Source organism: Pseudoalteromonas sp. S2755, from assembly GCF_005886535.1.
GTDB lineage: Bacteria > Pseudomonadota > Gammaproteobacteria > Enterobacterales > Alteromonadaceae > Pseudoalteromonas.
Genome location: NZ_PNDS01000002.1, coordinates 18,602 through 43,757, shown reverse-complemented (window position 1 = coordinate 43,757; position 25,156 = coordinate 18,602). Strand labels below are relative to the sequence as shown.

Annotated in this window: 28 protein-coding genes, 1 other RNA gene and 1 pseudogene; 5 read left to right on the top strand and 25 right to left on the bottom strand. The window is 44.0% G+C overall.

The window, feature by feature from the left end; all coding sequences use genetic code 11:
* The 12 genes from CWC03_RS00845 to CWC03_RS00795 form a co-directional block, all read right to left on the bottom strand.
* Window positions 1–216, bottom strand: a complete 216-nt coding sequence (locus CWC03_RS00845; protein ID WP_138580193.1) for a hypothetical protein — start codon at window positions 214–216, stop codon at window positions 1–3.
* 115 nt (window positions 217–331) lie between these two features.
* Window positions 332–658, bottom strand: coding sequence for a hypothetical protein (locus tag CWC03_RS00840; RefSeq protein ID WP_138580192.1), 327 nt, complete (start codon window positions 656–658; stop codon window positions 332–334).
* A gap of 12 nt (window positions 659–670) precedes the next feature.
* Window positions 671–1,480 (bottom strand): major capsid protein P2, encoded by an 810-nt coding sequence (locus CWC03_RS00835; protein ID WP_138580191.1) that lies wholly within the window; start codon window positions 1,478–1,480, stop codon window positions 671–673.
* 235 nt (window positions 1,481–1,715) lie between these two features.
* Window positions 1,716–2,063 (bottom strand): hypothetical protein, encoded by a 348-nt coding sequence (locus CWC03_RS00830; protein ID WP_138580190.1) that lies wholly within the window; start codon window positions 2,061–2,063, stop codon window positions 1,716–1,718.
* Window positions 2,063–2,851, bottom strand: a complete 789-nt coding sequence (locus tag CWC03_RS00825; protein WP_249313909.1) for a P-loop NTPase family protein — start codon at window positions 2,849–2,851, stop codon at window positions 2,063–2,065. The genes CWC03_RS00830 and CWC03_RS00825 overlap by 1 nt, the downstream gene beginning before the upstream one ends.
* Entirely contained in the window at window positions 2,841–3,365 is a 525-nt protein-coding gene (locus CWC03_RS00820) for a hypothetical protein (protein ID WP_138580189.1), read from the bottom strand. The genes CWC03_RS00825 and CWC03_RS00820 overlap by 11 nt, the downstream gene beginning before the upstream one ends.
* Before the next feature lie 293 nt (window positions 3,366–3,658).
* Window positions 3,659–3,787, bottom strand: a complete 129-nt coding sequence (locus CWC03_RS23870; protein WP_283234882.1) for a hypothetical protein — start codon at window positions 3,785–3,787, stop codon at window positions 3,659–3,661.
* Window positions 3,788–3,821: 34 nt separating this feature from the next.
* Window positions 3,822–5,765: a replication endonuclease gene (locus CWC03_RS00815; RefSeq protein ID WP_212748144.1), complete on the bottom strand. Its 1,944-nt coding sequence runs from the start codon at window positions 5,763–5,765 to the stop codon at window positions 3,822–3,824.
* A complete protein-coding gene (locus CWC03_RS00810; RefSeq protein WP_138580188.1) occupies window positions 5,758–6,141 on the bottom strand; it encodes a hypothetical protein in 384 nt (127 codons plus the stop codon). The genes CWC03_RS00815 and CWC03_RS00810 overlap by 8 nt, the downstream gene beginning before the upstream one ends.
* Entirely contained in the window at window positions 6,138–6,389 is a 252-nt protein-coding gene (locus CWC03_RS00805) for a hypothetical protein (protein WP_138580187.1), read from the bottom strand. Before CWC03_RS00805 ends, CWC03_RS00810 begins: the two co-directional genes overlap by 4 nt.
* Before the next feature lie 3 nt (window positions 6,390–6,392).
* The gene (locus CWC03_RS00800; RefSeq protein WP_138580186.1) at window positions 6,393–6,932 is read right to left on the bottom strand and encodes a 3'-5' exonuclease; all 540 of its coding nucleotides are present in this window, start codon (window positions 6,930–6,932) and stop codon (window positions 6,393–6,395) included.
* 4 nt (window positions 6,933–6,936) lie between these two features.
* Window positions 6,937–7,239, bottom strand: a complete 303-nt coding sequence (locus tag CWC03_RS00795; protein ID WP_249313908.1) for a pyocin activator PrtN family protein — start codon at window positions 7,237–7,239, stop codon at window positions 6,937–6,939.
* Between the two features lie 144 nt (window positions 7,240–7,383).
* Between CWC03_RS00795 and CWC03_RS00790 the strand changes: the two genes are divergently transcribed.
* The gene (locus CWC03_RS00790; protein ID WP_212748143.1) at window positions 7,384–7,842 is read left to right on the top strand and encodes a helix-turn-helix domain-containing protein; all 459 of its coding nucleotides are present in this window, start codon (window positions 7,384–7,386) and stop codon (window positions 7,840–7,842) included.
* A 20-nt stretch (window positions 7,843–7,862) separates the two neighbouring features.
* Here CWC03_RS00790 and CWC03_RS00785 read toward each other — a convergent pair whose 3' ends face one another.
* From CWC03_RS00785 to rsmI, 8 genes and pseudogenes are all read right to left on the bottom strand, one after another.
* Window positions 7,863–8,168: a hypothetical protein gene (locus tag CWC03_RS00785; protein WP_138580185.1), complete on the bottom strand. Its 306-nt coding sequence runs from the start codon at window positions 8,166–8,168 to the stop codon at window positions 7,863–7,865.
* Window positions 8,168–8,719, bottom strand: coding sequence for a hypothetical protein (locus CWC03_RS00780; RefSeq protein ID WP_138580184.1), 552 nt, complete (start codon window positions 8,717–8,719; stop codon window positions 8,168–8,170). Before CWC03_RS00780 ends, CWC03_RS00785 begins: the two co-directional genes overlap by 1 nt.
* 21 nt (window positions 8,720–8,740) lie before the next feature.
* Window positions 8,741–8,956, bottom strand: a complete 216-nt coding sequence (locus tag CWC03_RS00775; protein ID WP_138580183.1) for a hypothetical protein — start codon at window positions 8,954–8,956, stop codon at window positions 8,741–8,743.
* Between the two features lie 718 nt (window positions 8,957–9,674).
* Window positions 9,675–10,285 (bottom strand): annotated as a pseudogene (locus CWC03_RS23945) (IS30 family transposase); the annotation flags it as partial.
* 349 nt (window positions 10,286–10,634) lie between these two features.
* On the bottom strand, window positions 10,635–13,313 hold the full coding sequence (locus CWC03_RS00765) for a M14 family metallopeptidase (protein WP_138580182.1): 2,679 nt from the start codon (window positions 13,311–13,313) through the stop codon (window positions 10,635–10,637).
* A 139-nt stretch (window positions 13,314–13,452) separates the two neighbouring features.
* The gene (locus CWC03_RS00760) at window positions 13,453–15,699 is read right to left on the bottom strand and encodes a S46 family peptidase (RefSeq protein ID WP_502705362.1); all 2,247 of its coding nucleotides are present in this window, start codon (window positions 15,697–15,699) and stop codon (window positions 13,453–13,455) included.
* Between the two features lie 507 nt (window positions 15,700–16,206).
* Window positions 16,207–16,577, bottom strand: an RNA gene (gene rnpB / locus CWC03_RS00755) — RNase P RNA component class A.
* A gap of 54 nt (window positions 16,578–16,631) precedes the next feature.
* Entirely contained in the window at window positions 16,632–17,492 is an 861-nt protein-coding gene (gene rsmI / locus CWC03_RS00750; RefSeq protein ID WP_138580181.1) for a 16S rRNA (cytidine(1402)-2'-O)-methyltransferase, read from the bottom strand.
* Window positions 17,493–17,552: 60 nt separating this feature from the next.
* On the opposite strand from rsmI, the gene CWC03_RS00745 reads away from it, so the two are divergent.
* From CWC03_RS00745 to dolP, 4 genes are read left to right on the top strand one after another with little or no spacing between them, the layout of a single operon-like run.
* Window positions 17,553–19,439, top strand: a complete 1,887-nt coding sequence (locus CWC03_RS00745) for a penicillin-binding protein activator (RefSeq protein ID WP_138580180.1) — start codon at window positions 17,553–17,555, stop codon at window positions 19,437–19,439.
* Window positions 19,440–19,448: 9 nt separating this feature from the next.
* Window positions 19,449–19,814: a YraN family protein gene (locus CWC03_RS00740; RefSeq protein WP_069020035.1), complete on the top strand. Its 366-nt coding sequence runs from the start codon at window positions 19,449–19,451 to the stop codon at window positions 19,812–19,814.
* A 1-nt stretch (window position 19,815) separates the two neighbouring features.
* The gene (locus CWC03_RS00735; RefSeq protein WP_138580179.1) at window positions 19,816–20,403 is read left to right on the top strand and encodes an SIS domain-containing protein; all 588 of its coding nucleotides are present in this window, start codon (window positions 19,816–19,818) and stop codon (window positions 20,401–20,403) included.
* Complete coding sequence (gene dolP / locus CWC03_RS00730; RefSeq protein ID WP_138580178.1) at window positions 20,400–20,966, top strand: division/outer membrane stress-associated lipid-binding lipoprotein; 567 nt, start codon at window positions 20,400–20,402, stop codon at window positions 20,964–20,966. The genes CWC03_RS00735 and dolP overlap by 4 nt, the downstream gene beginning before the upstream one ends.
* Window positions 20,967–21,012: 46 nt before the next feature.
* Here the strand turns inward: dolP and CWC03_RS00725 are convergent, their stop codons facing one another.
* The 5 genes from CWC03_RS00725 to petA all read right to left on the bottom strand — a co-directional run bounded on the left by CWC03_RS00725 (window position 21,013) and on the right by petA (window position 24,810).
* A complete protein-coding gene (locus CWC03_RS00725; protein WP_138580177.1) occupies window positions 21,013–21,438 on the bottom strand; it encodes a ClpXP protease specificity-enhancing factor in 426 nt (141 codons plus the stop codon).
* On the bottom strand, window positions 21,438–22,064 hold the full coding sequence (gene sspA, locus CWC03_RS00720) for a stringent starvation protein SspA (protein WP_095728872.1): 627 nt from the start codon (window positions 22,062–22,064) through the stop codon (window positions 21,438–21,440). Before sspA ends, CWC03_RS00725 begins: the two co-directional genes overlap by 1 nt.
* A gap of 96 nt (window positions 22,065–22,160) precedes the next feature.
* Entirely contained in the window at window positions 22,161–22,922 is a 762-nt protein-coding gene (locus CWC03_RS00715) for a cytochrome c1 (protein WP_138580176.1), read from the bottom strand.
* Entirely contained in the window at window positions 22,919–24,220 is a 1,302-nt protein-coding gene (locus CWC03_RS00710; protein WP_138580175.1) for a cytochrome b, read from the bottom strand. Before CWC03_RS00710 ends, CWC03_RS00715 begins: the two co-directional genes overlap by 4 nt.
* Window positions 24,220–24,810, bottom strand: a complete 591-nt coding sequence (petA, locus tag CWC03_RS00705; protein WP_095728873.1) for a ubiquinol-cytochrome c reductase iron-sulfur subunit — start codon at window positions 24,808–24,810, stop codon at window positions 24,220–24,222. The genes CWC03_RS00710 and petA overlap by 1 nt, the downstream gene beginning before the upstream one ends.
* Window positions 24,811–25,156 lie beyond the last annotated feature (346 nt).

The following is a 25,156-nucleotide window of genomic DNA, read 5'->3' as shown; positions in this document are numbered from 1 at the left end:
CTATTTTTTCAACAGAAATAAAGCAGCAATTGCCACAGCACCAATAATCAACAACTGGTTGTTAGTGCCGCCACCGAAATTGATATTTCCACCCTGAAAACCAATTCGCTGCATTTGGTCGCCAGTGCCAGATGTTGCGCCTGAACTAATGGGACTCCCAGCCCCATTAGTCATACCGGGTATCGCACCCGTTGCACCTAGCATTGCGCCAAACATTACGACTGCCCCGCAGGTTTGCGCATCCAATCACGTACATAGTCAGCCAAAATTGCACCCGCGACCGAGATAGCCACGCCATACGCAAAATACTTTAAGTTCTTCGGATTACCTTTCATTTCATTGCCTTCATAATTAGTGCTACAGCCAACAACCCACCAAATCCGTACAGTACGGTTGATTGTGGTAAACCAAACACCATTGGTTCAGTAGGTTGCGCGGTTTGAGTTTTTGGTGCGTCCACAAGTACCGCCGCACCATTGTCTAGCTCTGCGGTGTTCATGTGTTCGTTTTGGGTGATGCCGTTTGATGACTTGATAGCCTTAACTTTTTCGACATCGCCCCAAATTTTCAGCGCGTTACCCAAAAATGAGTTCGCGCCATCCCACCAACCGCCGCCCGTTGTAGTTGCCGCCATTGTTGGCGCTCCCTCTGGTTGCATTGGTCAACCCCCTTAGAATGTTGATTTTGCGTAGTCATCGAAGTAATGCACGACCACTTCAGCGCTACCCGCTTCAGATGCCTCAACACGTAAACGCATGTCATTGATGGTGTTATCCAGCGCTAGTGCACTAAATACATCCCCTGCCAAAAACAGGTCAATTGCATGTGTATTGGTTCGCGGTGAACGGCCGCGCTGCTTTAGGTGGTGCGTGTGTAGTGGTGCAGGAATGTGGTCACGCCATTTCACGTTGTTTACTAGAAATTCGGCAGACGTAACGCCCGCTTTTTTAATTTCAATTAGCGCGATTTTTGCACCCAATGGACGCGGTAAGTTTTCAATTTCGTTGATACCAACCGCAAAGTTGTAGCGGAACGAACGGCGTTTGAATAACCAACCAGGAGCACTCCCAGAAGATTTTTCAGCAAACGCTTTAATCACTGGCGCAGTTGCATCCGTTGCGATATCAAATTTGATTTGTGCGATAGACAGACCAGTTGTACCCAACGCAAAAAAGCGTTGCTCAACCAATGATGGATTTAATACACCCTCAATCTCAGGACGCACAAAGTACAGCGTTGCAATACCGTCAACCTGCTCACGTTTAAAATATGCATTTTCGTCAAGCAGGTCTTGCAGCGTGGCGTACTCTGTTAGCGTTCGGCCTTGTAGCTCAACTTTTAGATTTTTGATTTGTGCAGGTGTTACGCCTGAATATTCAAAATGAATTTTTTCGTATGTGCGGCCAACTGGCAGCGTTAACGAAACACTGCCGCCAGCAGCAACACCAGTTAGGTTATTTAGTGGAGAAACTTCTAACATTGCGCCCCCTTAACCTACGATTGTGCGTTTGATTGAACGCAAGGCGCGAACGTTATTGAGGATGGCTAAAACGCCAAGAGTGACACCCACGGATGTCAGAGTAGATTTATTTAACATGCGATGATTACCTTGTTTGGTTTTAAAATCGCTAAGTAATAAATCAGGCGTTTCGCTCTTGAGGGAAACGGTTTTCGCTCCCCCTATAGCGAAAAGAGCGAAATTTTCGCTCTTTTGACTAATAAAATTTATAGATTTCCTCTATCAACTCCTCTCTACTCACTTCTTTGTAGTGGCGCTTCTCATTCTTTTTGAGAAAAACACGATTAAATTTCGATTTGCTTTCGACGAAATAAAACAACCCCGAGTTAAACACCAGCATGATATTCATAGGTGGTTTTTGGGTATGAGGCACTTTTAAATGAAAAGTTAAACTCTCTCTCATGACACCGTTTAACCATTCATGATTGGAGTTATATAAGCTATCAAATCCAATCACTACTTTTTCAGCAGACTGACGAGCCGCATCAAAAGGCTGCACCTCCTTACTCCCCAGCCCCTTTAGGGACTCAAGCAAACTTAACATTACGCCGCCCTCAATTGGTCAAATGTCAGATTTTCGGCTTTACCCGTTTTTAAATGGATTACTTTTGGCTCAATATTCCCTATTCCCCCCTTACTTTTTACCAAATAATAAAGCCGCTCATCTTCATAACGAGCGTTGAGTTTACTTATCAGGTAAATGTCCGTTAATTCCGCATCCAACTCAATTGAAACCCGCTTTGCATCCGCTTGCGCTTCCTGCGCACCAAGCACTTTACGTGGCGAATTATTCCAGATGGTTTTTGGCACTTCCTGCGAACGCTGAAACACCGTGTGCAAAATCACACCGAATTTTCGCCCACCCGTTGCCAACTCACCGATGATTGAATCGTCTTTGCCTGCGGTGTCGCTTAACTTGGCGAGTTCTTCAATCACAACATGTAGTTCACGGTTGCCGTCTGCGGCTTCCCACATTAATTGACCAAACCAATAAAGCTCCGCTTGCTTGGCTTTTTTCAGTTGCTCGCCTTTGAGGGATTTAGGGAACTCAGGGCTGTACGCCACAACAAACTTTTTACCCGAACGCCACGCTTCCACAAACGCTTGAGCAAATTGCTTGCGGTTTGTGTAGTGATACACCGCACGGCCACCCAAACCATTGAAATGCCCTTTCTTGCGGCCATCGTATTTATAATCACCGTATAAATCGAAAATCGCGCATTGGTCGCCCACCATATTCAGCAACTTAACGGCGGTAGTTTTACCGCCGCCAGTTCCTGCCAAATAACATACATGCTTTGCTTTTAAAGCATTGTTAGAGTTAATGGCCACTAACAACCTCCGTATTTTCGCTATTTAATTCGCTCTTGGTGTTCTCTTTTTCGTATGCCTTAATTTGCTTAAAGACCGAAATCGCAGCAGTGCCAAGAACAAGGCCGAGTTCAATTTCTTCTTTCCACTTCACCATCCAAGAGGGCATCCCGCCCTTGCAGTATTTACGCACCACAGGCGCGGCTTTTTCTGCAATCACTTCGCGAGTGTCATTATCAATGGTTACTGGCGCTTCAATGGTGGACTCGATAAAGTCAGCCAGCGAAGAAACGCCATATCCCGCCAGCGCACTAATGTCGCTTTCGGTCATTTCTTCCGACTCGGCGACTTCACCCGCTTGCTCATCCTGAACAGCCGTGAATTTATCTAGATGGCTGTATTCGTCCACCTGTGGCGATTGCTGCAACTCCGATTGCGCCGATTGCGAGCCACCCCCAAAAGTTAAATCCTCCATCGCCGTCGCTATCGCTGTTTTCTGTAGTTCCGCTGGTAAGTCGTTCGCTTGATTCTGCATGCTCTTTCGCTCCTAGTTCGCTAATTTGTTCTGTTTGTGGCACCCATTCATCAGGTGCGGGATTGTGTAAAACCACCTGCGTTTGCATTTCGCTATTTTCGCTCTGCAAAGCTTGCGGTTGCTGGGATTGTTTATTTACCGCTTTCGCCCATTTCGCTTGTAAATTCGCTCCGCTTCTTTGGTCTAATCCGCAGTTTTTACAGTGCAGATAAAAAAGCTTTTTGCCATTCTTGCGGCGGCGTATGCTGGCGAACGTACCGCAGCCGTCACACTCAATTACGCCTAGTTCCTCGTTAGTCGATTTCGCCATAAGTCGCCTCCAGTATTTCTATTCGACTGACCATTTCAGATATCAGTTGCACGGTTTCATCCAGCGCCTTTTCTGCTAGCTCAGCTTTTCGCCCCGCTTTGTAGGCTGGCATGCTTTTCGCCTTTTCAATTTTGTCCTTAATAGACCTAACTATGTGTTGCATAACTCATTGACTCCTGCATTAGATTCCCGCCGCGAACCCAGTAATGAGTTACGGTTTGGTTGATTTCATCATCTTCTTGGTAAGTTGCCCCCCGCATCACCGCTTTTCGATGTTCGGGTGGTATTAAATGAATGGGGTTCACCTTTTCCCCATGCCCAATCTGCCAATCATTGGCTGGGGTATTACAGTTATTTCCAGTGCTCCAAGGAGAGTCGCTGTCGCTCCTCTTTAAAAGCCACTGAGTAACCCGAGTTACATAGGTAAACCCGCGCGATGCGATACCTATGGTGCGCTGTTTTGGCTCTCCGTATGCGTTAGCACCGTTTTCTTCCTTGGCTAGCTCTACTGGCCTTGATTGCTCACCCAATGCGCCGCCGAGCAATTCAATAAACTCAGCAAAGCGGCTATTGTCGGCCGCTTCGAATATCTCTTTTGCGATTTCAGATAGCTTTTCAACAGATTCCTTTGGAACACGGCGAAACTCGCGCCAAATACCAACAGGCGCACCGCCGATAAACTGAAATTGACGAATGCGCCAACGACTAGCCCATGCCGCTACATTCATCACAATGCCGTTTTCAGGCTCAATAGGTAGCCCCGTTTCGTCATCAAACATATCGCCCATGTGCGCGCCGTTTATGTTCTTGGAAATGTATTTGATGATGTACGACACGGCATCGCCTTTGCTTTTATCTTCCGGCGTGGCATCAAAACGGTTTTTCGCCGCCCCATCCTCGTCGCCATCGTGTTGCAAGGCATAGCGGCGCAGGGTGTTTGTAACTGTGGCTTCGTCACTTGGCTTCATAAACAACACCATGTGCCAGTGCGGGGTTGCATCTGCGTGAGGCTCAACAATACGCAAACCAAATACCCCAATTTTAGCCTTGGATAACTCAGCGCGGACTTTCGACCATTGCTTTACCAAATACTCTTGGGTTTCGCGTGGCGATGCGTTGTTATATTTATCACTGTTTGCGTGGTACTTAGACGGCGCAGTAACGGTGTAGAACATGCACGCCATGCCTTTTTCCTCTGCCCATTCTTTATAGCCACGAATGCGAACTATCATTTCAATGCGCCTGATTTCGGGGTTAGAAATGGAATGGTCAAAAACGTGTTTCAGGTCGATGGTTTCGCCGTCCTTGCTTTCAAGCTGCATGGACTCAACCCATTCACGTTGTGACTTTTTGCTGTGGCGGAACTCTTGAACTGCATCTTTGCTGGCATACGGGGAAACCCCTTTTTTAACCAGACCCATAGTGATATTTAAATGCTCAAGTGTGGTGTCGCGTAAACGGTTTAGTTTGCGCAACCACCATTTATCACATTGCATGCGGCGTATTCCGCGCTCTAATCGGTCTGCTAGCAAATTGGTATCGCAACGCTCCCAAGTACCGTTTACTCTCTTGGACTTGGCGGCGTTAAAAGTGGCTTGATAAGGCGGTGTCACCCCTTGCGACATCGTGAAGTCATGCATTGCAATGTAACTGGCAAAAACCAGTTGCTCAGCATCTTCAAGAGTCGTGCTTTCATCAAACTCAACAATACCCATTTGCTGGCAAATCGTGGTGATCTGCTTAGCTTTATCTTTACGGGCTTTTTTGCTGTTTAATTCGCGGATAGTAAGTGGCGAACGGTCAACAATTTCAGTGACTCGCTCAATGGTTTTTCGCAGGTAAATATTGGCTGAGCGCTCTGGGTTTTTCGCTGTCTCTGAGTTAAAGCGTTTCGCATACCCATGCGCAGCAATGCGGCGTAAGCGGTTAGTAGGTATTAGCGCAAGCTTTTCTTTAACTTGCTCTGCGACCTTATCAAAACCGAACTTACCCCAACAATGCGGAGCAGCCCTAGTAATGGTAATGGGCTGCATCTTTTCGCTATTGCCGACAAGCTCCCAGCAAATTGGTAGTGAACGTGAATCAATCATTTTTACGAACAACCGAACCAGGAGCGCCGTTTTCTTCAAAGTATTTAATGCAGTTACGACATAGCCAATGTTCTACAACTTCGCGATTCGGCTGCGACACCAAACCAACTGTTTCGCTGCCAGCAAAATCGCTGTTTTGGCAATTCTCACACTCCAGCAAATCATCAAGCATCTCTTGCAGCGCCTCGCTGGTTTCAATAGCTCCCCATTCGTTAAGAGTGGCAATATCACAAAGAATTAATTTAAGAGCCTCCTTATTCTCCCGCGCTTCTGTCTTGGCTTTTTCCTTTTCATCTAGGGTTAGCTTTTGGTATTCATCAATAAGCTTCCAGTAGTGTTCGATTCTCTCGCTTATTAATTTTAAAAGTGATTTCATAACACCACCCTTTTGCTTGCGCTCATGCGGTTGCGTGCTGCCATGGCTAGCGCTGATTTCAATAATTGGTTGCTGCGTTCGCCGTTGCGTTGGGCTCGCGTCTCTTGCTCAATGCGTTGCTGCTCGGCTTCGCGCTGTGCTTTGTGTGATTTGATTTGAGCGCGCAACTGGCGGATTTTCATTCTCTGAATATCCCAATGTGATGGCTCGGTGATTAACTCGTCGATTTCTACGATTGAATGACTCATGGTTCACCCCTCAATGACCATAAATTTATTCATTAGCGCAAGTGTCATTTGGCAGTCAGCAAGCGCGCGGTGCGCATTAAACTTTGAAGTATCAATGCCCTGTTGCTCACACGCATTGACTAGCTTTTGCCATTTAAAATCACCGTAGTAATTAACTTCGCCGTAATATTCGGCATAGTCTTTCATCACGCAGATAGAATCTGTTATTCGATTCCACAGCAATTGCTCAAAACTGATAGATTGGGAGATAATGCGCAAATCGTAGTCGGCATTGTAAATGCACAGAGTTCTTCCACTGATAATGCTTTTAACTTTGGGTAGAATCTCATGAAAAGTTGGCTGACCTTTTACCATCTCATTTGTGATACCGTGTATCGCAATTGCCCCGTCTGGGATTTCTGCCATCGGGTCAACTAGCGAATTCAGCAACGTATTACCGAAGCCGTCAATTATCGCGATTTCACACACCACAGCATCATCACCTAAGCCCGTAGTTTCTGTATCTAAAACAATGATGTCTTTTCTGTTTATTGTATTATTCATGATTTCACCCGTTTACTTGTTGCCATTGGTTGCGGCCTGCTTCGTAGCGCTTTTCTAGGTACTCTGCTAGGTCACTGATATTGACTAGGGTCGGTGAACGCTCCGAATCTCGCGCCTTAAAGGTCGGAATGGGCAACTTTCCGCACTTGGCATCCTGCTCGGCGGTTTTAGGCATGATGCCGAAAAACTCTTTACTAACATCTTTCAGACTCACTACAGGGGATTGGTAGCGAGCAAGCAACGCAAAATACATATTCATACAAAAACTCCATTTACCAGAGGTATCTAGTGACATTACACTGTTCATTTATGCGCTTTTGGTGTGCTATTCTCTAATTGTCGACTTTAAAAAATAACAAAAGAACATTGAACGGAACCAAAGGCTACACTCAAAGCAATTAAAAGCAGTTCAATGAACCAACACAAGCAATATAGATCCGAAGGCGGAACCATGTCAAATAAAATGGGTGAGAAATTTAGATTGATTCGCGAACGAGCAGGTTTAACCCAATCAAAATTTAGTGAACTGGTTGGAATTAGCTTTAGTAGTTACAAGAAGTATGAAACAGGCGTAAACGAGGTTGGTGCACCAGCGATAATGGCTGTCGCGAACCACCCTGAGTTTAAGAAGTATGCTCTTTGGTTGATTACAGACGAAAGCAACCCTGACGCGGGACAATTTAGTCCTTTAGATGACCAAAAGCCTAAAACACTTATAACCAAAGGCGAGTATGAACAACGCTTTATTGATGAAGCGATAAAGTCGCTTCAAACATTCGGCTATCTTGATTGGGTTGAAATTAACACTGAAAAGATGGACTTTGAGGCTTATGGCAAGTTGTTGTTCAAGGATTTACAGGAAGTTGTTGAGCAATATTACGGTACTAATGAAAAGGTGAAAGCGGGTTAGCAACTGAAACCCGCTCAACTTTATTTTACTAGCTTCAGCTTTGGCCTTTCTTGCACATCTACAACCTTAACATTCTCACCCTTAGTACGCAGATAATACTCGATAGCAGTCGGATGTACTTCTGATTTTATTATCGAGTAACTTTTATTTACTGGTAGCTCTGTGAGAGCCTGACCTAGCTTATAAGCTATATGGTGTGAAGCAGTCCCCCTCACATCTTCTTTGCCCTCATTACTCTCAGCATTTGCACACCACCCAATCACAGCAAGGCGAATATAACCAATAATTAATACATGACAAAATAAAATAATAACAAGCAAATCCATTATACTTCCCTAGCTCTTAGTTTTGCGATTTTAGAAATTGGATACATCGAGACAACCATTAAACTAAGGACGTTTAAAATCATCACACTTATCTTATAAACAGGTGAAAAGCTATTTATATCTAGCATCCCTCGTAACACAAACTGCGTTGTTTGTAACAACATCATGGCAAATGTTATGTAAAGGCAATATCTCGCAACAGCGGAAAATTTACACCCTCTAATAACATGTAAAAAAAACAAAGCAGTCGCAAATGCAACCGAACTCATCAACATGCTGAAATAAAAGAATTGCCGAAGCTCCAACTTTTCCATACCTTCAATACTTACAATGTATGGCGCTAAAGACCCGCTAAAGAAATGAAATACTAAAACACACAGCGCCGAAATAAAGCATGAATGAACTTCGTGGTCGGATGGTGTTTTTAGGCTCCCCTTGCCGCCAAAGAACAAAGACCAACTGCGACTTTTAAACTTCAGCACTAGGTATACTAGGAGAATTACCTCAAGCCCCCTAATCACATGCCCTGTAGCGACCAATAATTCATTCATGGCTTGCTATTTCTCCTTAAATCACTTTTTTGTCTTTACTTGTTGATAGCCCGAGCTTGTTTTTGCAACGGAGTCAGCAAGTGGAGGTTCTATTCCATCGCCCCCACCACCATTACCACCAACTACAGCCTTTGCTTGCTGCTCTGATAGTTCAGCTTTAGGTGGTTCGATACCATCACCGCCACCACTTCCACCACCAAATACTTTTGATAGCGCCTTTTTTGTTAGTTTAATCATTTTCAATCCTTAATTTAGTCACAATTACAGCCTTGTATTGTTGCCGCGATGTTAACGCAGTTTAACTATTATTACAACAATACCCGTTCATGATACTAAAACAGATCAACAATCTCACCATTTTGATACAAAAAAAGCGCCAACGTTGGCGCTTTCTATCTTCATGAGGTCGGTGCCCCACAATCGCAATACTTTTCTCAGTTGGTGTCCCTGAGTGCAAAATCGGTGCCCCACGCCTAAGTAGGTGCCCCATACATGCCCCAAAGCCAAAAAGAAGCCTTACTTCACCTGATAATCAGTCCAATCCAGCATGGGTGCAACGCTAAAGCGGCGAAAGGCTGAATCACTTGTATTTTCTGGCTTAGCGCCTGATTTAACTGAATTACTCATGGTACCCCAAAGGCTAACTTTACTCGATAAGACATCCCCCTAAAACTCAAATCACCCTATGGCCTCCCTTGGAGGGTTGGACGATACGATCCGAAACAGATGGGATGGCTTTTAGCTCGAGTGTGCAAACTAAACGTCACACGAACAAACATCAACTGTTTTATTGTTCGTGATAAAAATGAGGGCGATATTATACACAATAAAAGTATAGAGTTCAGTAAAAGTGCACGTTGCAAGCGAATTGCAAGTAAAAATAACAAACTTTCGAAATCAAAAAACTACTCTAATTTACTGAAAAATAAAAACTACACAGGATAAGCGATAGCACATTATCTGCGGTTACCGTATGAACATGACGTCGATAACGCCACAACATGCCTATCATTGCTCTGCTCACTTGCGCTGCACTTTTTGCTGGAACTTTGCGTATCAGGTAAAACTTACTTGTACGTTCGACTAAACTAGCGATTGCACCCGTACTATGCTTAGCAAGTACTGTATCCACTTCCCAATCACCAAACCGTGTTTTAGTGTCAACAATCGCAGGCCTATGCTCAATGCTAACTCGATTTGGGATGGTGACACGTTTGCCACCACTCAATTTATCATTTTGAATATAGGCATAAATCCATTCATGACTTACTGGATGGCCGATAATTTTGCTTACACCCGAAATCTGCTCTGGGTCCATTTTTGCTCAAACCCAAACTCAACAAACGCAATTGTAAGTGCTGGCATGGAATACTTGGCAGCTAGATGTTTTCGTTTACATGCCTTTGAATGTACAACATCAGGCAAATAATGACTTCGAGTACTATTGCGGCTAACTTCACGACTTATGGTACTGTGGCTCACTTTAAGCCTTTTTCCTATCTCTCGATAGCTAAACCCCTCGCATAAGTAGGCCTCATGCCCTTCGTTCAACTGCTTGTAACTCATGGTATCAACTCTTATTTTTTGACGATTACAGCGTCTCACCAACAGGCAGTTGCTCTCTTCTCACCGTTTAACCAGAAGTGGTGCACTTATTATCTGAATTTTTTTGAGGGGAGAACAGGGAAAGTGAGTTGGTATGATAAAAACATGCAAAATGATGACTTTAAGTCACTAAATAAAGGGAGGCTATTTTCACTTTATTAGATGGCGGAGAAATTACTTATCAAGCTTACCTAAATTTTATCAATGAAGTGACTTATTATAATAATTTAGCCACGTCATTGGGTAAAAATATCGTAACGCTTAAATAAGCTAGCAAGAGTAGCTGCTACAACTCTTGCTAGACGGCTTATCATTTTGCGTGCGCTGCTGCGCGGAATATAGTATTACTAAGCAACACATTCATTCCTTCAAGGTATGCACGGTAGGTTGATGATTGTGTAAAGCCAATCACCATGCCTTTGCCCTGCGGCTGATGAATAAGCAATGGCTTATACGCAAGCTGTGCTTTATTTTGCTGCCATAGATAACCACTTGCTAGCACATCATCTTTACCTGTAAACCACGCTAAGTTTTTACCTGAGTTTAGTTTTATTGGCGTGTAAATATCATTACCGTAAGCCACCGCAACGAGGTCTTTATCAACCCCTGCGGTTAACCAATGCTCTTGGTCTACTTCAACATTAGCAAGTACACCGGCTACATAGTCTGGCGATGTATGTGGCTCAATGCTCGCTGCTTTTAAATCATCACGAGAAGTGAACAACTGCCCTGCTACTTTACTGCTTTTATCATCGCTGCTACCCGCTTTATCTTCTCGGTAAGCTTGCTCGCGTTTAACATCTAATAAGCCATAATCAGCATGAGTGGTAAAGCGGTTAGCATTGCCTAGCGCAATCAACACGCCGCCTGCTTCAACCCAGCTTTTTAAATTAGCCGCACCCGATTTACCTAATGCTTGCTCATAATTACCTTCAGGTAAAATAAGTACTTGGTAATCACTTAAATCAGCCCATGCAAGCATTGGTGTGCGAATAGCGGTTACCGGATAGCCAAGCTGTCTTTCGATAACAAAACGGGTGTTACCGGCGCTTAGCTCATGAGTAGCTGCATCCCATGCAATCGCCACTTTTGGTGCCACCATAGGCACTGTTTTGTTACTGCCAAAGCTTGGCCCTTCAATCACCCAACTTGAATCCACACCATCAACTATTGCACCAGTTTGCTCAGCAATTTGGCTAATTTTAGTCAATAAATCTTTATCGTTTAGGCGCTTTTCGATTACTAAGCTGCCCGCTGGGTAGTTAGTTTTATCACCTAATATAAAGGCTTGGTCAGCACTTTTCAGTTTAATGCCAGCTTGCAGTGCTGCTGTTAAAAAGCGTGCTGCGGCCGTATCACCCCAAGCAACAATATAAGCCACTGAGGCTTCTGGATTATTCACTTTGCCAAGCAATGTGTCGTCGGCCTGAACCGCTTTGCTATCTGCGCTAACAGCGCGGCTACAGCTATCGCTCTCTACATTAAACATCATCGGCAGTGACCAACCTGTGACATCGTAAATTTCATCACCTAGGTTACGAGCACGGCGTCTTTCTTGCTCTTTTACAAATGCCTCAGCCATGTCTACTTGGTCTGTAAACGTGGTACGCACAAATACCCCGCGAGGCTGCGCGGTATCAATAAAATAGCTACCCGCTTTATACTTAACGCCACAGGCTTTGAAGTCTTCAGTTGCTTGTTTAACTTCAACACCATGCTCAGCCATTAAGGTTGCTAATCTATGAGCGCCTTCACGGTTACTTTGCTTAGGTAAGATATAAACACGCTCTTTGCTATCTTTACCCGAATCAATCGCATCAACTTGATATTGATAAAAGTCACCTAGTAGTTTTTCACGTTGATTGGCAGCACCTTCGGCAGTCGAAATTGAGGCCACAAACTGACGCTTTACAGTATTAAAATAGGTGAGTAGCTCACCGGTATTTTTCTCAAACACATGGCCACGTGCAGAGCCTACTTCGTAAGTTGATGCTGATGCACCATAAAATACTGGCCAGCTATCACCGTAGCCTGGGTAAAAGGCATCAAAAATCTCACGGGTAAAATAATCAAAGCCAAACTCATCAAAATACTTCGCATGATTTTGCCCAATTGCATCCATATTGGCGATTTGAGTTTTCGTCATATGCGGATTAAATGGCTGAGCAGCCGGTGCAAAGTAGTAAGATTGGTCACCGCCCATTTCATGAATATCAACCACCACCTGCGGTTTATATTTATTGATTGCAGCCACTCTGCCTTTACTTTCAGGCTGAGTAAGCGCTAACCAATCACGGTTCATATCAAACAAATAATGGTTTGTTCGGCCTCTTGGCCATGGCTCATTATGCTCTGCACTTAGCCTATCTGCACTGTGCTCAAGACCCACGGTCGCATAATAACGAGTAACAAAGCGCTCACGGCCATCAGGGTTTTGCAATGGGTCGATAAACACCACGGTGTTGTCCAAAATTTTGCTGTTAACGGCATCATTCGGGGCTGCTAGTAAGTGATACGCAGTAAATAATGCGGCATCGGTTGAGCTAATTTCATTACCGTGCACGGCATACTGAAGCCACACAGACGTCGGTAAATTTTTAATTAGCGACTTAGCTTCTTTTTCAGAGGTGATACGCGGATCAGCCAAGGCTTGGGTGTTATTGGCGAGGGTTTCTAATGAGCGAATATGCTCCGCTGTGCCAACCACCGCATAAACCAGTTCACGACCTTCCCAGCTGTTTGCGTACTTAAACACCTTAATACGATCAGGCGCAGCTTGTTCTAAGGCGCTAAGATAACGACGCATACCGTTGTAATTGGTGATGCGCTCACCTACATCATACCCGAGCACTTGTTTAAATGTTGGTATTTGCTGATTATAAGTCGTGCCCGGCCACATTGCTTCGGTATTCGCTGCACTGGCATTCAAGCTTGCCGTTATCATCACAACACTCACTGAAATGGCTTTTATTATTTGTTTGGCGCTCATTATTTGTCCCAAGTAAAAGTATCTGCTTTTTACATTACAAAAGTATTGAAAATAAACAAATTAAAAACGTTAGATTGGCAAAAATTAAAGACATAAAAAAACCGCAGCAATTGCTGCGGTTTCTATTAGCATAGCGGAGCTATTTAACTAGGGTCATCTCATCAAGTAGGTAACCTGCGTTATCAACTTCTTCCATTAACCAAAGCATGTATCGAATATCAACGTGAATAGCGCGAGTGATCTTAGCGTTAAAGTACCAATCTTTGGTGATTGATTCATAAGTCGAGTCAAAATTAAGACCCACTAATTCGCCTTTGCCATTCATGACTGGTGAACCTGAGTTACCACCAGTGGTATCAGCGCTACTTAAAAAGTTAACTGGTACTGAGTTAACTTCAAGAGGTTTAGCCGCTTGTGGCTCACAACCAAAGCTAAATAAGCTACAACTTACGCCAGGTAGACCTAAGTCACCACGATAATACGCGCCAAACGCTTGCTTTTTGTATGCTTCAAGTACTTTATCGGTAACAACAAATGGCTTCTCACCTGTGTGTTTAGCCACTAAACCACGTAGTGATGTAAAAGGTGTTTTATACACGGCATCTGCCGCTGGGTAACCATCAACTTGTGCATAGCTTACGCGTAAAGTGCCATTTGCATCTGGGTAAACTGGCTTACCTTTGGCGTTGTTAAAAGCGATCACGGCTTGCATATACTGCGGGCGAATTTCTGCTAAACGACCCGCCATTTCTTTTTCATCAGCTTCTTGTGCCATGTTGGTATCGTATAGGGCAACAGCAAGCTTTATAAAAGGGTCGTTTGATGCTTCAAACTCTGTTACTGATTTACCAATCCAGTTAACACGTGCTTCTACATCTGTAAGCTCTGTATTAGCATAAAAAGAAGCAATAATCGCTTTAAGCTCGGCTTGTGTAGTGGTATCTGTAATACCTAAACCGTTGTTTAATGCCGCAACTTGGGCTGCTTTATCTTGCGCTAGATAGTTACCTAAGTAGCTTAACCATAAGGCTTTATCTACCTCAGGTGTAAACTGCTTTTGTAAACGTTCTAAACGCGCTTTAAGCATAGGAAGGTCGCGCTCTTGGTAACCCATTTCGCGCTCGGCATTTGGTTTTTCACTTTCTTTAGCTAAACGATATAAACGAATTGCCGTGCTTAGTAGATCCGCCTGTTTTGCATAGTCAAAGTAAAAGTGACTTTGTTGCTGAGCATGCGCTTCAACTAACAATGCTTTCAATGCATGATATGAATCTGCGTATGCTTTACGTTCAGCACTTTGTGCAAACCAAGCTAGGTACGCTTGTTCTTGCGCAGCTTTAATACCCGGAATATCCGTTACTTTAAAGCCATCCTGTAAGCCTTCCAGTTTCTTTAAACGGTTGTTAGTACTTTTTACACGAGAGGCATATTTTACTTGTGCTTGCTCATCGCCTTCGCTTTGCTTGGCGATTACGTCTAGGGTCATATTGTAGGTATTCAGTAACGTAGGGTAATACCAGCTCGCTGAATAATTTACTTCATCTGCAAGCTTATAGCGGCTTGTACGACCTGGATAACCGGCAACCAGTACACCATCACCTAAACTTACACCACTGGTGTTCACTTTTAAGAATGATTTTGGCTCATAAGGTACGTTATCTTCGCTGTAATCTGCAGGCTTTCCATCTTTACCGACATAACCACGGACAAAAGTAAAATCGGCCGTGTGACGTGGGTATTCAAAGTTATCGATGTCACCACCAAAATTACCCAGCGCTTCTGCCGGAGCATACACTAAGCGCACATCTTTGATCATGAGCTGTTTGATCATGAAGTACTCTAAGCCATGGTGGAAATCACGAACAGTACAACGATAGTTAGGATTTGATTCACATTCACTGATCAAGGCTTTACGGTTTGCTTGAATCGCTTCGTAGCGAGCTTTGCCGTGTAGATCTGCAGGTAAGTTACCCACTACACGCTCAGTAACATCATCAACTTGTTCAGTTACATATAAACGCTCTTGCGGACCAGCTGGTAGTTCTTTCGATAAGTCAGCTGCCAAAAAGCCTTTTTCGATTAAGTTATTTTCTGGCGTACTGTTATTCTGAATCGCACCATAAGCACAATGATGATTAGTTACTGCTAACCCTTTTGGTGAAACAAAAGACGCTGAGCAATAGCCTAAACCAACCACAGCATTTAGCGGATACTTGTTTAGATCTGCCACTTGTGAAGCTGGAAGTTCAATCCCCACACGCTCGAACTCACTTTGTAATTGCTTTAATTGATGCGGTTGCCACTGTCCTTCATCAGCATACACAGCGTTTATGGTAACTGCGCATACAAACATCAAAGAGAGTGCAAAAATATTTTTTCTAATCATGGTAGTTCCAACATGTGCAAAATACACTTACTGTCTTGAGATAACACAAAGACTAACATACTCATCAAAAAGAAAAGTAATATTGCGTTTAATCTACACGACCTTGCTTTCTGCTGCCTATAAGAACTCACGTTTAACGTAAAAACACTTAACACCATGAGCCATAGTGATACTGTCTCATTTTTTGTGTTTTGATTTACTGAATTGATAGCCTTCGACAGCAAACAGCATTTTTCGCTCTAAGCACATCGACCCGCACTGGCGTGATATTAGCTTGCATAAGTAAATAAAATAAAGATCTCAGTTTTGGTGATGTGATTACTATAATGATCTCATATTCACTTACCCCTTCAATCTGTTGGACTGGTTTATTAATCGCTTTTTTCACGTTTAATATACAATTTTGACTGAGCAGGTAAGCCGCTGTTTTGTATGCACGGAGTGGGTTTTATACATAACTCCTAGAAACAAAAAGCCCGTAGCGTTAACTACGGGCTTTGATGTAATTTGGTGAGTCAGCCTATAAGCCGGGTTCTGTTCACTCCCGAAGGAGATCGATAATCATTCGTCTAGGCCTAGGATCGCTCCTAGGCTCAAGCAACCTACCCGGTTCCGATGCGGGCCACACCATAAGGAACCCTATTTGGTCTTGCTCCGGGTGGAGTTTACCTTGCAACCAACTGTTACCAGTGGCCCGGTGCGCTCTTACCGCACCCTTTCACCCTTACCGGTCCCGAAGGACTTAGGCGGTCTTCTCTCTGCTGCACTTGTCGTAGGCTCACGCCCCCCAGCCGTTAGCTGGCACCCTGCCCATTGGAGCCCGGACTTTCCTCCCCCTGATCATTTTCGTCACAGGCAGCGATTATCCGGCTGACTCAGGCGGGCGATTATACGCACTTTAATGCAATAACGCACGCGATAAATTGCGTGTATTACGCTTCTCGCTCAGCAATGATAGCCTTATACAAGGCGTTCTTTTTGAGTCCTAGGTATTCAGCTGCCATGCCGCAGGCCTTCTTCAATGGCATTTCTGGTTCTAGTAACTCAATCAGCTTTTTCGCTTCTGGCGTTAATGCTTGCTCATCCCTTTGTTCACCGGGTAGCATCAACACCAGTTCACCTTTTTGCTTTTCAGGCGTTGCGGTTAAAAACTCAATGAGCTCAATAACCGTGCCGCTGAAAAAGGTTTCATAGGTTTTGGTCAGTTCTTTAGCAAAAACGACTTGTTGTGTTTCGCCCAGTGCGATTTTCATATCTTCTAGACTTGCCATAATGCGGTGGGTGCTTTCGTACAAGATACTGGTAATGCCAGAGGCGACTGCATCTTTAAAAAATTGCTGACGCGATTGGCTTTTTGCTGGTGAAAATCCCACGAATTGGAATTTATCTGTTGGTAAGCCAGAACAACTCACCGCAGCAATGGCGGCACACGCGCCAGGAACGGGAGTGACGGTAGCACCTGCTTCACGGCACAGGTTTACCACGGCATAGCCCGGATCGCTGATAAGCGGCGTTCCCGCATCAGACACTAGCGCGATGTCTTTACCTTCGTTTAACCAATCTAAAATTTGCTGCGCTTTTTGCTTCTCGTTGTGATCATGCAGTGCAAAAGTTTTTGCTTTAATGCTAAAGTGGCTCAATAATTTACCGGTGTGGCGCGTATCTTCGGCAGCGATTAAATCGACCTGACTTAACACTTTCAGTGCACGTTCACTGATGTCATCTAAATTACCTATTGGTGTCGCTACAATATGTAGGGTGCCGATTTTGTTTTCGTTGTGAAGATTAGCCATTGAGCTCTCCAATATCAGTCAGTAAGATATCCACTCAGTCGTGAAAAAGAAGGTTTGCCTGTGCAGTTTAAAAAGATAGCGCTTTTAGTTGCCATATTGTCGGGGTTATCCGCTTGTAGTACAAGCACAAATGTCACCAAATCCCCCCAAGAAACTAAAACAACTAAAGCCGTTAGCCAATCGGATGACAATGCCGCGTCGTTATTTGCAAGGGCGCAGAGTAAAGAAGGCGTTGCCAAAATCCAATTGCTATATGCAGCCAGAGACGCTGCTATCTTAGAAAAAGACTGGCAAATATTAGAGCAAATTGGTTTAGCGATGGAAGCTAAAGCCAGTGTTGATCATATTCAAAACAAATTATACATCGCTCTTGCTCGCAAAGAATTGTCGCAGTATGCCAATGCGTTAGCCATCCTGAACACTCTAGAGGGTAGGCTCAACACCCCTGAGCACCAAGCTTGGTATGAGTATTTACTAGGTAGTATTTATGCCTCCCAGCAACTACCAAAAAAAGCCTTGGTCGAGTACTTTAAAGCGGCCGATATTGCCAATGAACATAACTTAGCGGTGGCCGGGTTAAACGAAGAGATTTGGCTCGCGCTTCAGCAGCTATCAAGTTACGCCCTAGAACGCTTTGATTCTGGCTCTGTTTTACAGCGTGGTTGGGTGACGCTAGCTAAGTATCAACAAATTTATTTGGGTTCAAGCGTCCAGCTCGACCAAGCCATGAATAATTGGCGTCGTCGTTTTACTAATCACCCTGCGGTTGCTTTGCTGCCTAAAGATTTACAAGGCGCGGTTGCGCTTGAACCTTACCAAGTTAAAAGACTTGCGGTGTTACTACCACAATCTGGCGCGAGCGAGCGACTCGGTACAGCGCTCAAAAATGGTTTCTTGGCTGCCACTGACGAAGGTGCGATCGAAGAGATCTTCTTTATTGATGAAATGGCATCCGAGTCTGAAATCATAACGCAACTTGCTGAAGCAAATGTCGATTTTGTCATTGGTCCATTATTAAAATCCAACGTTGAAAAACTACTCGCTGACAAAGGTTTTGCGGCTTATCCAACCTTATTTTTAAATGCTCGTGAGACGCTCACGCCTAGCAGCAGTGAACAGTACTTTTTTGCGCTTAACCCAGAGCATGAAGTCGAACAAGCAATGAAGCACTTTCTTGCTAAAGGCTATAAAAAGCCCATGTTACTGGCTCCAGCAAATGCCTCTGGTAAGCGGTTGATTGAGCATTTTGATCAAGGCTGGAAACGCTATAGTGAGACCGCGCCAGAAGTGGGTTATTATACTAATAGTACCAATATGGCGGATGTCATCACGGATATTTTAGAGGTCGACGCATCCAAAGCACGCACTAGCGTCATAAAAAGTCTATTTCGTAAAGAGGTCAAAAGCGAAACGCGCTCTAGACGCGATATTGATGCCATCTATATTTTAGGTGATGCAATGGAAACTCGACTGCTTAAGCCTTATTTAGACGTCAATGTCAGTACGTTTGCTGACAGGATCCCTTTATATGCAAGCTCTCGCAGCTATAGTAAACAAATTGATGTTACTGATAAGGGCGATTTAGAAGGGCTTTATTTTACCGAGCAGCCTTGGATGCTACCGGGTGCTGTTGAAAAAGCACCGCTTCGAGATGAATACCAATCTTTATGGCCTGAACAGGCTGATATAGAACAGCGCCTGTTTGCAATGGCATATGACGCCACGAATTTAGTCCCCGAGCTGCGCCAATTGGCTTGGCTCTCGGGTAAAAGTTTTGATGGCTTAACCGGTCAGCTCAGCATCCGCGGTGGCAGTGATGTTGTGCGAAAGCTCAGTTGGGCACAGTATCATAATAAACAAATTCGTTTGGTGAGCTTAGATGAACAGCCTCCGCTACCATTATTTATGCAACAAGAGAAACCTGCGGGAGACTCTTTGATCAGATAGGATATCTGGATGTTTAAAGGATTATTTAGCAACACACGGAGTAAGGGCGAGCATTTTGAGGTGATTGCGGAGCAATTCTTGGTAAAACAAGGATTAACCCCCGTCACCAGAAACTATCTCTGTAAATACGGAGAGATAGACCTCATTATGCGAGAGTCGCAAACCTTAGTGTTTATTGAAGTAAAGTATCGCGATAGCAGCCACTTTGGTGGCGCAATTAACGCACTATCAAAAACTAAGCTTCAAAGATTAAAGCGTAGTATTTATAATTATTTAGCACAGCAAAATTTGCATAACACGCAACTTAGAGTCGACTTTGTTGCCATTCAAGGGGCCGATCCCCCTGAAATAAACTGGATTAGAAATATTTTTTAGCATGCAAGAATCTATAAAATCTATATTTACAGAGTCAATTCAAGCGCAGATAGCGGCGGGCGAAGTATTGCCTAAAGCGCTAGAAACCGCAGCGATGACTATGGCTCAGAGCCTGATCAATGGCAATAAAATCATCTGCTGCGGCGCGCCAAGTAATCATATGTTGGCGCACCACTTCGCAACCATCTTAAGCAACTTTTACGAAACCGAACGCCCGTGTCTGCCCGCGATTGCACTAACGAATGAGCAATATAATTTGGCGTCACCAGAAAATGGCAAAGCCAGAGAGCGCTTTGCCAAGCAAATACGCGCATTTGCGCAGCAAGGTGACTTGCTGGTGGCGTATGCCATAAACGGGCAAGAAAAGGCGGTTATTGGCGCAGTGGAAGCGGCTCTTACGAGAGATATGAAAGTCATTGCGCTAGTTGGCGATGATGGTGGTGAAATTACCGGCCTGTTGGGCCCTCAGGATGTAGAGATCCGGATCCCAAGTAAACGCCCAAGCCGGATAATCGAGTCACAAGTATTCAATACTCACTGTTTAAGTGAGCTAATAGACGCAATTTTATTCCCTCAGGACGAAGTATGATGATGAGAATAACCTCTTTACTTGCCGCCATCTTGTTACTACAAGGGTGTGCTGCTGCGGTAGTTGCTGGTACAGCCGGTGCGGTCTCTGCTGCAAATGATAGGCGCACTATCGGTGCACAAATTGACGATAACAATATCGAGATTAAAGGCACGCTTGCTATCAAAGAGATTAAGCGCCTTGCAGATCATGCCAACATCACACTGGTGAGTGTTAATGGTGTAGTATTAATGATTGGTCAGGTTACCAATCAAGAAATGAAAACGGAAGCTGAGCGTGCGTTACAGAACGTTGCAGGGATTAAGCAGGTCCATAATCAGTTAAGAATAAGCTCAAATATAGGTATCGCAACTCAGACACATGATACTTGGCTGACCTCTAAGGTTAAAACCAAATTACTCGCTGCCGACGAGGTCAATGGTGCAAATATTAAGGTCGTTACCGAGAATGCAGAAGTGTTCTTAATGGGTTTAGTTTCCAAGCAAGAAGCAAACTCCGCGGTAGAAATCGCCAGAAATATTAATGGTGTAAAACGTGTGATCAAAGCCTTTGAGTACATATGATACCAATAACATATAGTCATAAAAAAACCTGCATTCGCAGGTTTTTTTATTTTATCACTCGAAGGTGAGAACCTTTTTTCTTTTCAGGTTCCGGCTTAGTCTCTGGCGACTGTGAGACTTCCGTCTCTTCTACCAAATCAAGCTCTTCATCTTCAAAGACTTCTTCTTCAGGTGTAAATACCGTGCCCTCACCATTTTCTCTGGCATAGATAGCCAATACCGCACCGTTAGGTACGTATACTTGCATTGGCTGGCCACCAAACCGAGCATTAAAGCTCAGTGCTTGGTTATCCATTGAGAAATTCGTCACAGCAGATGGGCTTACGTTCAACACAATCTGCCCTTCTTGCACAAACTGTGTTGGAACCTGTACCGAGGGAAAGTCCGCGTTCACCACTAAATGCGGTGTACATTCGTTATCGACAATCCACTCGTAAAATGCACGTAGTAAGTAAGGACGATTAGACGTCATTACGATCTGATCTCACGCTCTGCATCCGTTAACGATGCTTGGAATGAGTCACGTTCAAATAAACGCAGCATGTACTCTTTTAGCTCTTTGCTACCAGCGCCATTCAGCTCAATACCAAGCTGAGGTAAGCGCCAAAGCAGTGGAGCTAAATAACAATCGACTAAGCTGAACTCTTCACTCATGAAGTAAGGTGCTTCATTGAAAATAGGTGCTACAGCTAGCAGCGCTTCAGTTAACTCTTTACGAGCTTGAGCCGCTTCGTCGCCGCCCGCAGAAACCTTTTCAGCAAGTGAATACCAATCAGTTTCAATGCGATGCATCATTAAACGACTACGACCACGCATTACTGGATATACAGGCATCAGAGGAGGATGCGGGAAGCGCTCGTCTAGATACTCCATAATGATATTCGCTTGGTACAAGCCAAGCTCACGATCGATTAGCGTAGGAACAGTACCATACGGATTAATCTCGTGTAGAGCTTCTGGTAAGTTGTCCTTTTCAGCCTGATGAATATCAACACTTACACCTTTCTCAGCAAGTACAATACGTACTTGGTGACTGTACATACAGTTTGACCCAGAAAAAAGTGTCATTACAGGGCGCTTATTGGCAGCAACGGCCATGCCTACCTCCATTAAAAAACTAAAAGTAATTAAATCACTTTAAACAGCAAAAGGGGCGAACGCCCCTATTGCAAAAATTACCTTTGAATATTCAAATTAATGAACATCTCTCCAGTATTCTTTCTTCAAGAAGAATGCCAGGATGAAGAAGATAACTAAGAAACCAATAACCTTAATACCCAAAGCTTCTGACTCTAGGCGAGAAGGCTCACCTACATAAGCTAAGAAGTTTGTCAGGTCACGTGCTGCTTGGTCATATTCATCAACACTCATCTCACCGGTACCATCTGTTTCAGTGCCGACAACTTTGGTGACGGTTTTCATGACTTTTTCACCATTTTCAACCACCTCAACTTCATGCTCTTCTGTGATTGGAGTTGGCAAGCCTTGCAATTCTTGTAGTACGTGAGGCATACCCACCAATGGGAAAACAATGTTATTTACACCAAATGGGCGAGACTCATCTTTATAGAATGATTTCAAGTAAGTATAGATGTAATCCGGTGACTTAACACGAGAGATAAGTGTTAAGTCTGGTGGAGCCGCACCAAACCACTTTGCTGCATCATCTTTCGCCATAGAGTTTTTAATATGGCTACCCACTTTAGAACCATCGAAAATCAGCGTTTCTTGACCAATATCTGTTGGAATACCAATATCACGGAAAGTACGCTCATAACGCTGATACTGCATCTGGTGACAACCAAGGCAGTAGTTCATAAATAACTTAGCGCCACGCTGTAAAGATGCTTTATCTGTTAGGTCATTATTTGCTTCCATCAAAGGTACTGATGGACCCGCTGCCATCGATAACGTTGGCAACAATGCGAATAAACCGATTACTAGCTTTTTCATCATTTCGTCAACCTCGTTGGTAGTGGCTTCGTCTTCTCATTTTTACTGTAGAAGAATAGCAATACGAAGAACATGAAGTAAGTTACTGTCGTAATTTGCGACAATAGCGTTTTAAAGTCAGTTTGCGGTGTTGCACCAATCCAACCAAGGATAACAAAAGTGACAACAAACTGAGCAATGTTCAACTTATGGAAACCACAGCGGTAGCGAATCGAACGAACAGAACCACGATCAATCCAAGGCAATAGTGCCAATGCTACGATTGATGCACCCATCGCAAGTACACCGATTAGCTTATCTGGGATTGCACGAAGGATCGCATAGAATGGTGTAAAGTACCAAACTGGGAAAATGTGCTCCGGCGTTTTCAGTGGGTTTGCTGCTTCAAAGTTTGGCGCTTCAAGGAAGAAACCGTTCATTTCTGGTGCGAAGAAAACAATTGCGCAGAAGAAAATTAAGAAGCCAGCAACACCTAAGACATCTTTTACTGTGTAGTAAGGGTGGAAGGGAATTGCATCCACAATATCTTTTTTGTCAGTGTAGTATTCATGGAATTTAAATTTAGGCTTGTCTTCCTCAGCCACAGAGCCTTTCTTACGCTTGATCTCAACACCGTCTGGGTTGTTCGAGCCTACTTCGTGAAGTGCAACAATGTGAAGGAATACCAAGATAACCAGTACTAATGGTAGTGCAATAACATGTAGTGCAAAGAAGCGGTTAAGCGTTGCACCTGAAATAACGTAGTCACCACGGATCCAAAGCGTTAAGTCATCGCCAATTACAGGGATTGCACCGAATAATGAAATGATTACCTGAGCACCCCAGAAAGACATCTGACCCCAAGGAAGTAAGTATCCCATGAATGCTTCAGCCATTAGCGCTAGGAAGATAAACATACCAAACAACCATAGAAGTTCGCGTGGTTTTTGGTAAGAACCATAAATCATACCGCGGAACATATGGAGATAGACCACCACGAAGAACGCGGACGCGCCAGTGGAGTGTAAGTATCGCAATAACCAACCATATTCAACATCACGCATGATGTATTCTACTGATGCAAAGGCACCTTCAGCAGAAGGTACAAAGTTCATAGTCAGCCAGATACCAGTCACAATCTGGTTTACCAATACTAAAATGGCGAGTGAACCAAACAAGTACCAGAAGTTAAAGTTCTTAGGCGCTGGGTATTGAGCAATGTGCATATTCCAGACGCGAGTCATTGGTATGCGAGCATCGATCCAATCAACAACTTTGCCCACTACGCCCGTATCTTCTGTTTTATCTACATTTACAGACATTATGCAACCCCTTCTTCTTCACCTACCAAAATAGTAGTGTCGTCAATAAAGGTATACGGTGGGATCTCTAAGTTTAGAGGTGCAGGTACGTTTTGGAATACGCGACCCGCCATATCAAACTTCGAACCGTGACAAGGACAGAAGAAACCACTATCAGTGCCTTCTACTTTTTCGCCAAAACTTCCGTTAAGGAAAGATGGTGAACATCCTAAGTGAGTACAAATCCCAACAGCGACGAAGATCTCAGGTCGCTTAGAACGAAAACCGTTCTGCGCAGACGCCAACTGTTGTGGCTCTTCAGAGTTAGGATCACGAAGTTGGTCTTCGTGTTGCTTCATTTGTTCTAGCATTTTTGGTGTACGATTAACAATCCAAACTGGTTTGCCTCGCCACTCAACACGAATAAGTTGTCCAGACTCAAGTTTGCTGATATCTACTTCTACAGGCGCACCTGCAGATTTAGCTCGCTCACTTGGATTCCAGGACGCAATAAAAGGAACAGCAGCTCCAACCGCACCAACGCCACCTACAACAGAGGTAGCGATAGTTAAAAAGCGACGTCGGCTGTTGTCTACAGGCGCATTGCTCATCCACTTATCTCCACTTGATTCCCAACACTTGCTATATTGAGAACATCAGTTACAGCAGGTTAATTTAAGAAATTACAAAATAGACGCGATCATAAATAAATACCTTGATTAAAACAAGGTTATTCCAGATCCATGCCCGAATAAACCCGCAGATAATCATCTATGATTACTTCGAGCATGAAACCGCGTATTCATGATATCGCGTCTGACACAACAATATACTGACTAAGATCAACCCCCGACTAAGGATACGCACCAAATCGCATGACTGGATCTCAGGTCTTTCTACTTGCTCCGCCAATTGTAGCAAAAAAAACCGCCAAGTTACCGCTCGAATTGCACTAAT

What these genes read in the sequence shown, in the direction of transcription:
- CWC03_RS00830 (WP_138580190.1), bottom strand. Translation starts at nt 2,063, where the DNA reads ATGTTAAGTTTGCTTGAGTCCCTAAAGGGGCTGGGGAGTAAGGAGGTG.
- CWC03_RS00805 (WP_138580187.1), bottom strand. Translation starts at nt 6,389, where the DNA reads ATGAGTCATTCAATCGTAGAAATCGACGAGTTAATCACCGAGCCATCA.
- rsmI (WP_138580181.1), bottom strand. Translation starts at nt 17,492, where the DNA reads ATGGCTAATCTTCACAACGAAAACAAAATCGGCACCCTACATATTGTA.
- CWC03_RS00780 (WP_138580184.1), bottom strand. Translation starts at nt 8,719, where the DNA reads ATGAATGAATTATTGGTCGCTACAGGGCATGTGATTAGGGGGCTTGAG.
- petA (WP_095728873.1), bottom strand. Translation starts at nt 24,810, where the DNA reads ATGAGCAATGCGCCTGTAGACAACAGCCGACGTCGCTTTTTAACTATC.
- CWC03_RS00815 (WP_212748144.1), bottom strand. Translation starts at nt 5,765, where the DNA reads ATGATTGATTCACGTTCACTACCAATTTGCTGGGAGCTTGTCGGCAAT.
- CWC03_RS23870 (WP_283234882.1), bottom strand. Translation starts at nt 3,787, where the DNA reads ATGCCAGCCTACAAAGCGGGGCGAAAAGCTGAGCTAGCAGAAAAGGCG.
- CWC03_RS00775 (WP_138580183.1), bottom strand. Translation starts at nt 8,956, where the DNA reads ATGATTAAACTAACAAAAAAGGCGCTATCAAAAGTATTTGGTGGTGGA.
- CWC03_RS00765 (WP_138580182.1), bottom strand. Translation starts at nt 13,313, where the DNA reads ATGAGCGCCAAACAAATAATAAAAGCCATTTCAGTGAGTGTTGTGATG.
- CWC03_RS00840 (WP_138580192.1), bottom strand. Translation starts at nt 658, where the DNA reads ATGCAACCAGAGGGAGCGCCAACAATGGCGGCAACTACAACGGGCGGC.
- CWC03_RS00795 (WP_249313908.1), bottom strand. Translation starts at nt 7,239, where the DNA reads ATGAACAGTGTAATGTCACTAGATACCTCTGGTAAATGGAGTTTTTGT.
- CWC03_RS00715 (WP_138580176.1), bottom strand. Translation starts at nt 22,922, where the DNA reads ATGATGAAAAAGCTAGTAATCGGTTTATTCGCATTGTTGCCAACGTTA.
- CWC03_RS00810 (WP_138580188.1), bottom strand. Translation starts at nt 6,141, where the DNA reads ATGAAATCACTTTTAAAATTAATAAGCGAGAGAATCGAACACTACTGG.
- CWC03_RS00790 (WP_212748143.1), top strand. Translation starts at nt 7,384, where the DNA reads ATGTCAAATAAAATGGGTGAGAAATTTAGATTGATTCGCGAACGAGCA.
- CWC03_RS00820 (WP_138580189.1), bottom strand. Translation starts at nt 3,365, where the DNA reads ATGCAGAATCAAGCGAACGACTTACCAGCGGAACTACAGAAAACAGCG.
- CWC03_RS00735 (WP_138580179.1), top strand. Translation starts at nt 19,816, where the DNA reads ATGCAAGAATCTATAAAATCTATATTTACAGAGTCAATTCAAGCGCAG.
- CWC03_RS00785 (WP_138580185.1), bottom strand. Translation starts at nt 8,168, where the DNA reads ATGGATTTGCTTGTTATTATTTTATTTTGTCATGTATTAATTATTGGT.
- CWC03_RS00725 (WP_138580177.1), bottom strand. Translation starts at nt 21,438, where the DNA reads ATGACGTCTAATCGTCCTTACTTACTACGTGCATTTTACGAGTGGATT.
- CWC03_RS00760 (WP_502705362.1), bottom strand. Translation starts at nt 15,699, where the DNA reads ATGATTAGAAAAAATATTTTTGCACTCTCTTTGATGTTTGTATGCGCA.
- CWC03_RS00740 (WP_069020035.1), top strand. Translation starts at nt 19,449, where the DNA reads ATGTTTAAAGGATTATTTAGCAACACACGGAGTAAGGGCGAGCATTTT.
- CWC03_RS00835 (WP_138580191.1), bottom strand. Translation starts at nt 1,480, where the DNA reads ATGTTAGAAGTTTCTCCACTAAATAACCTAACTGGTGTTGCTGCTGGC.
- CWC03_RS00800 (WP_138580186.1), bottom strand. Translation starts at nt 6,932, where the DNA reads ATGAATAATACAATAAACAGAAAAGACATCATTGTTTTAGATACAGAA.
- dolP (WP_138580178.1), top strand. Translation starts at nt 20,400, where the DNA reads ATGATGATGAGAATAACCTCTTTACTTGCCGCCATCTTGTTACTACAA.
- CWC03_RS00845 (WP_138580193.1), bottom strand. Translation starts at nt 216, where the DNA reads ATGTTTGGCGCAATGCTAGGTGCAACGGGTGCGATACCCGGTATGACT.
- CWC03_RS00710 (WP_138580175.1), bottom strand. Translation starts at nt 24,220, where the DNA reads ATGTCTGTAAATGTAGATAAAACAGAAGATACGGGCGTAGTGGGCAAA.
- sspA (WP_095728872.1), bottom strand. Translation starts at nt 22,064, where the DNA reads ATGGCCGTTGCTGCCAATAAGCGCCCTGTAATGACACTTTTTTCTGGG.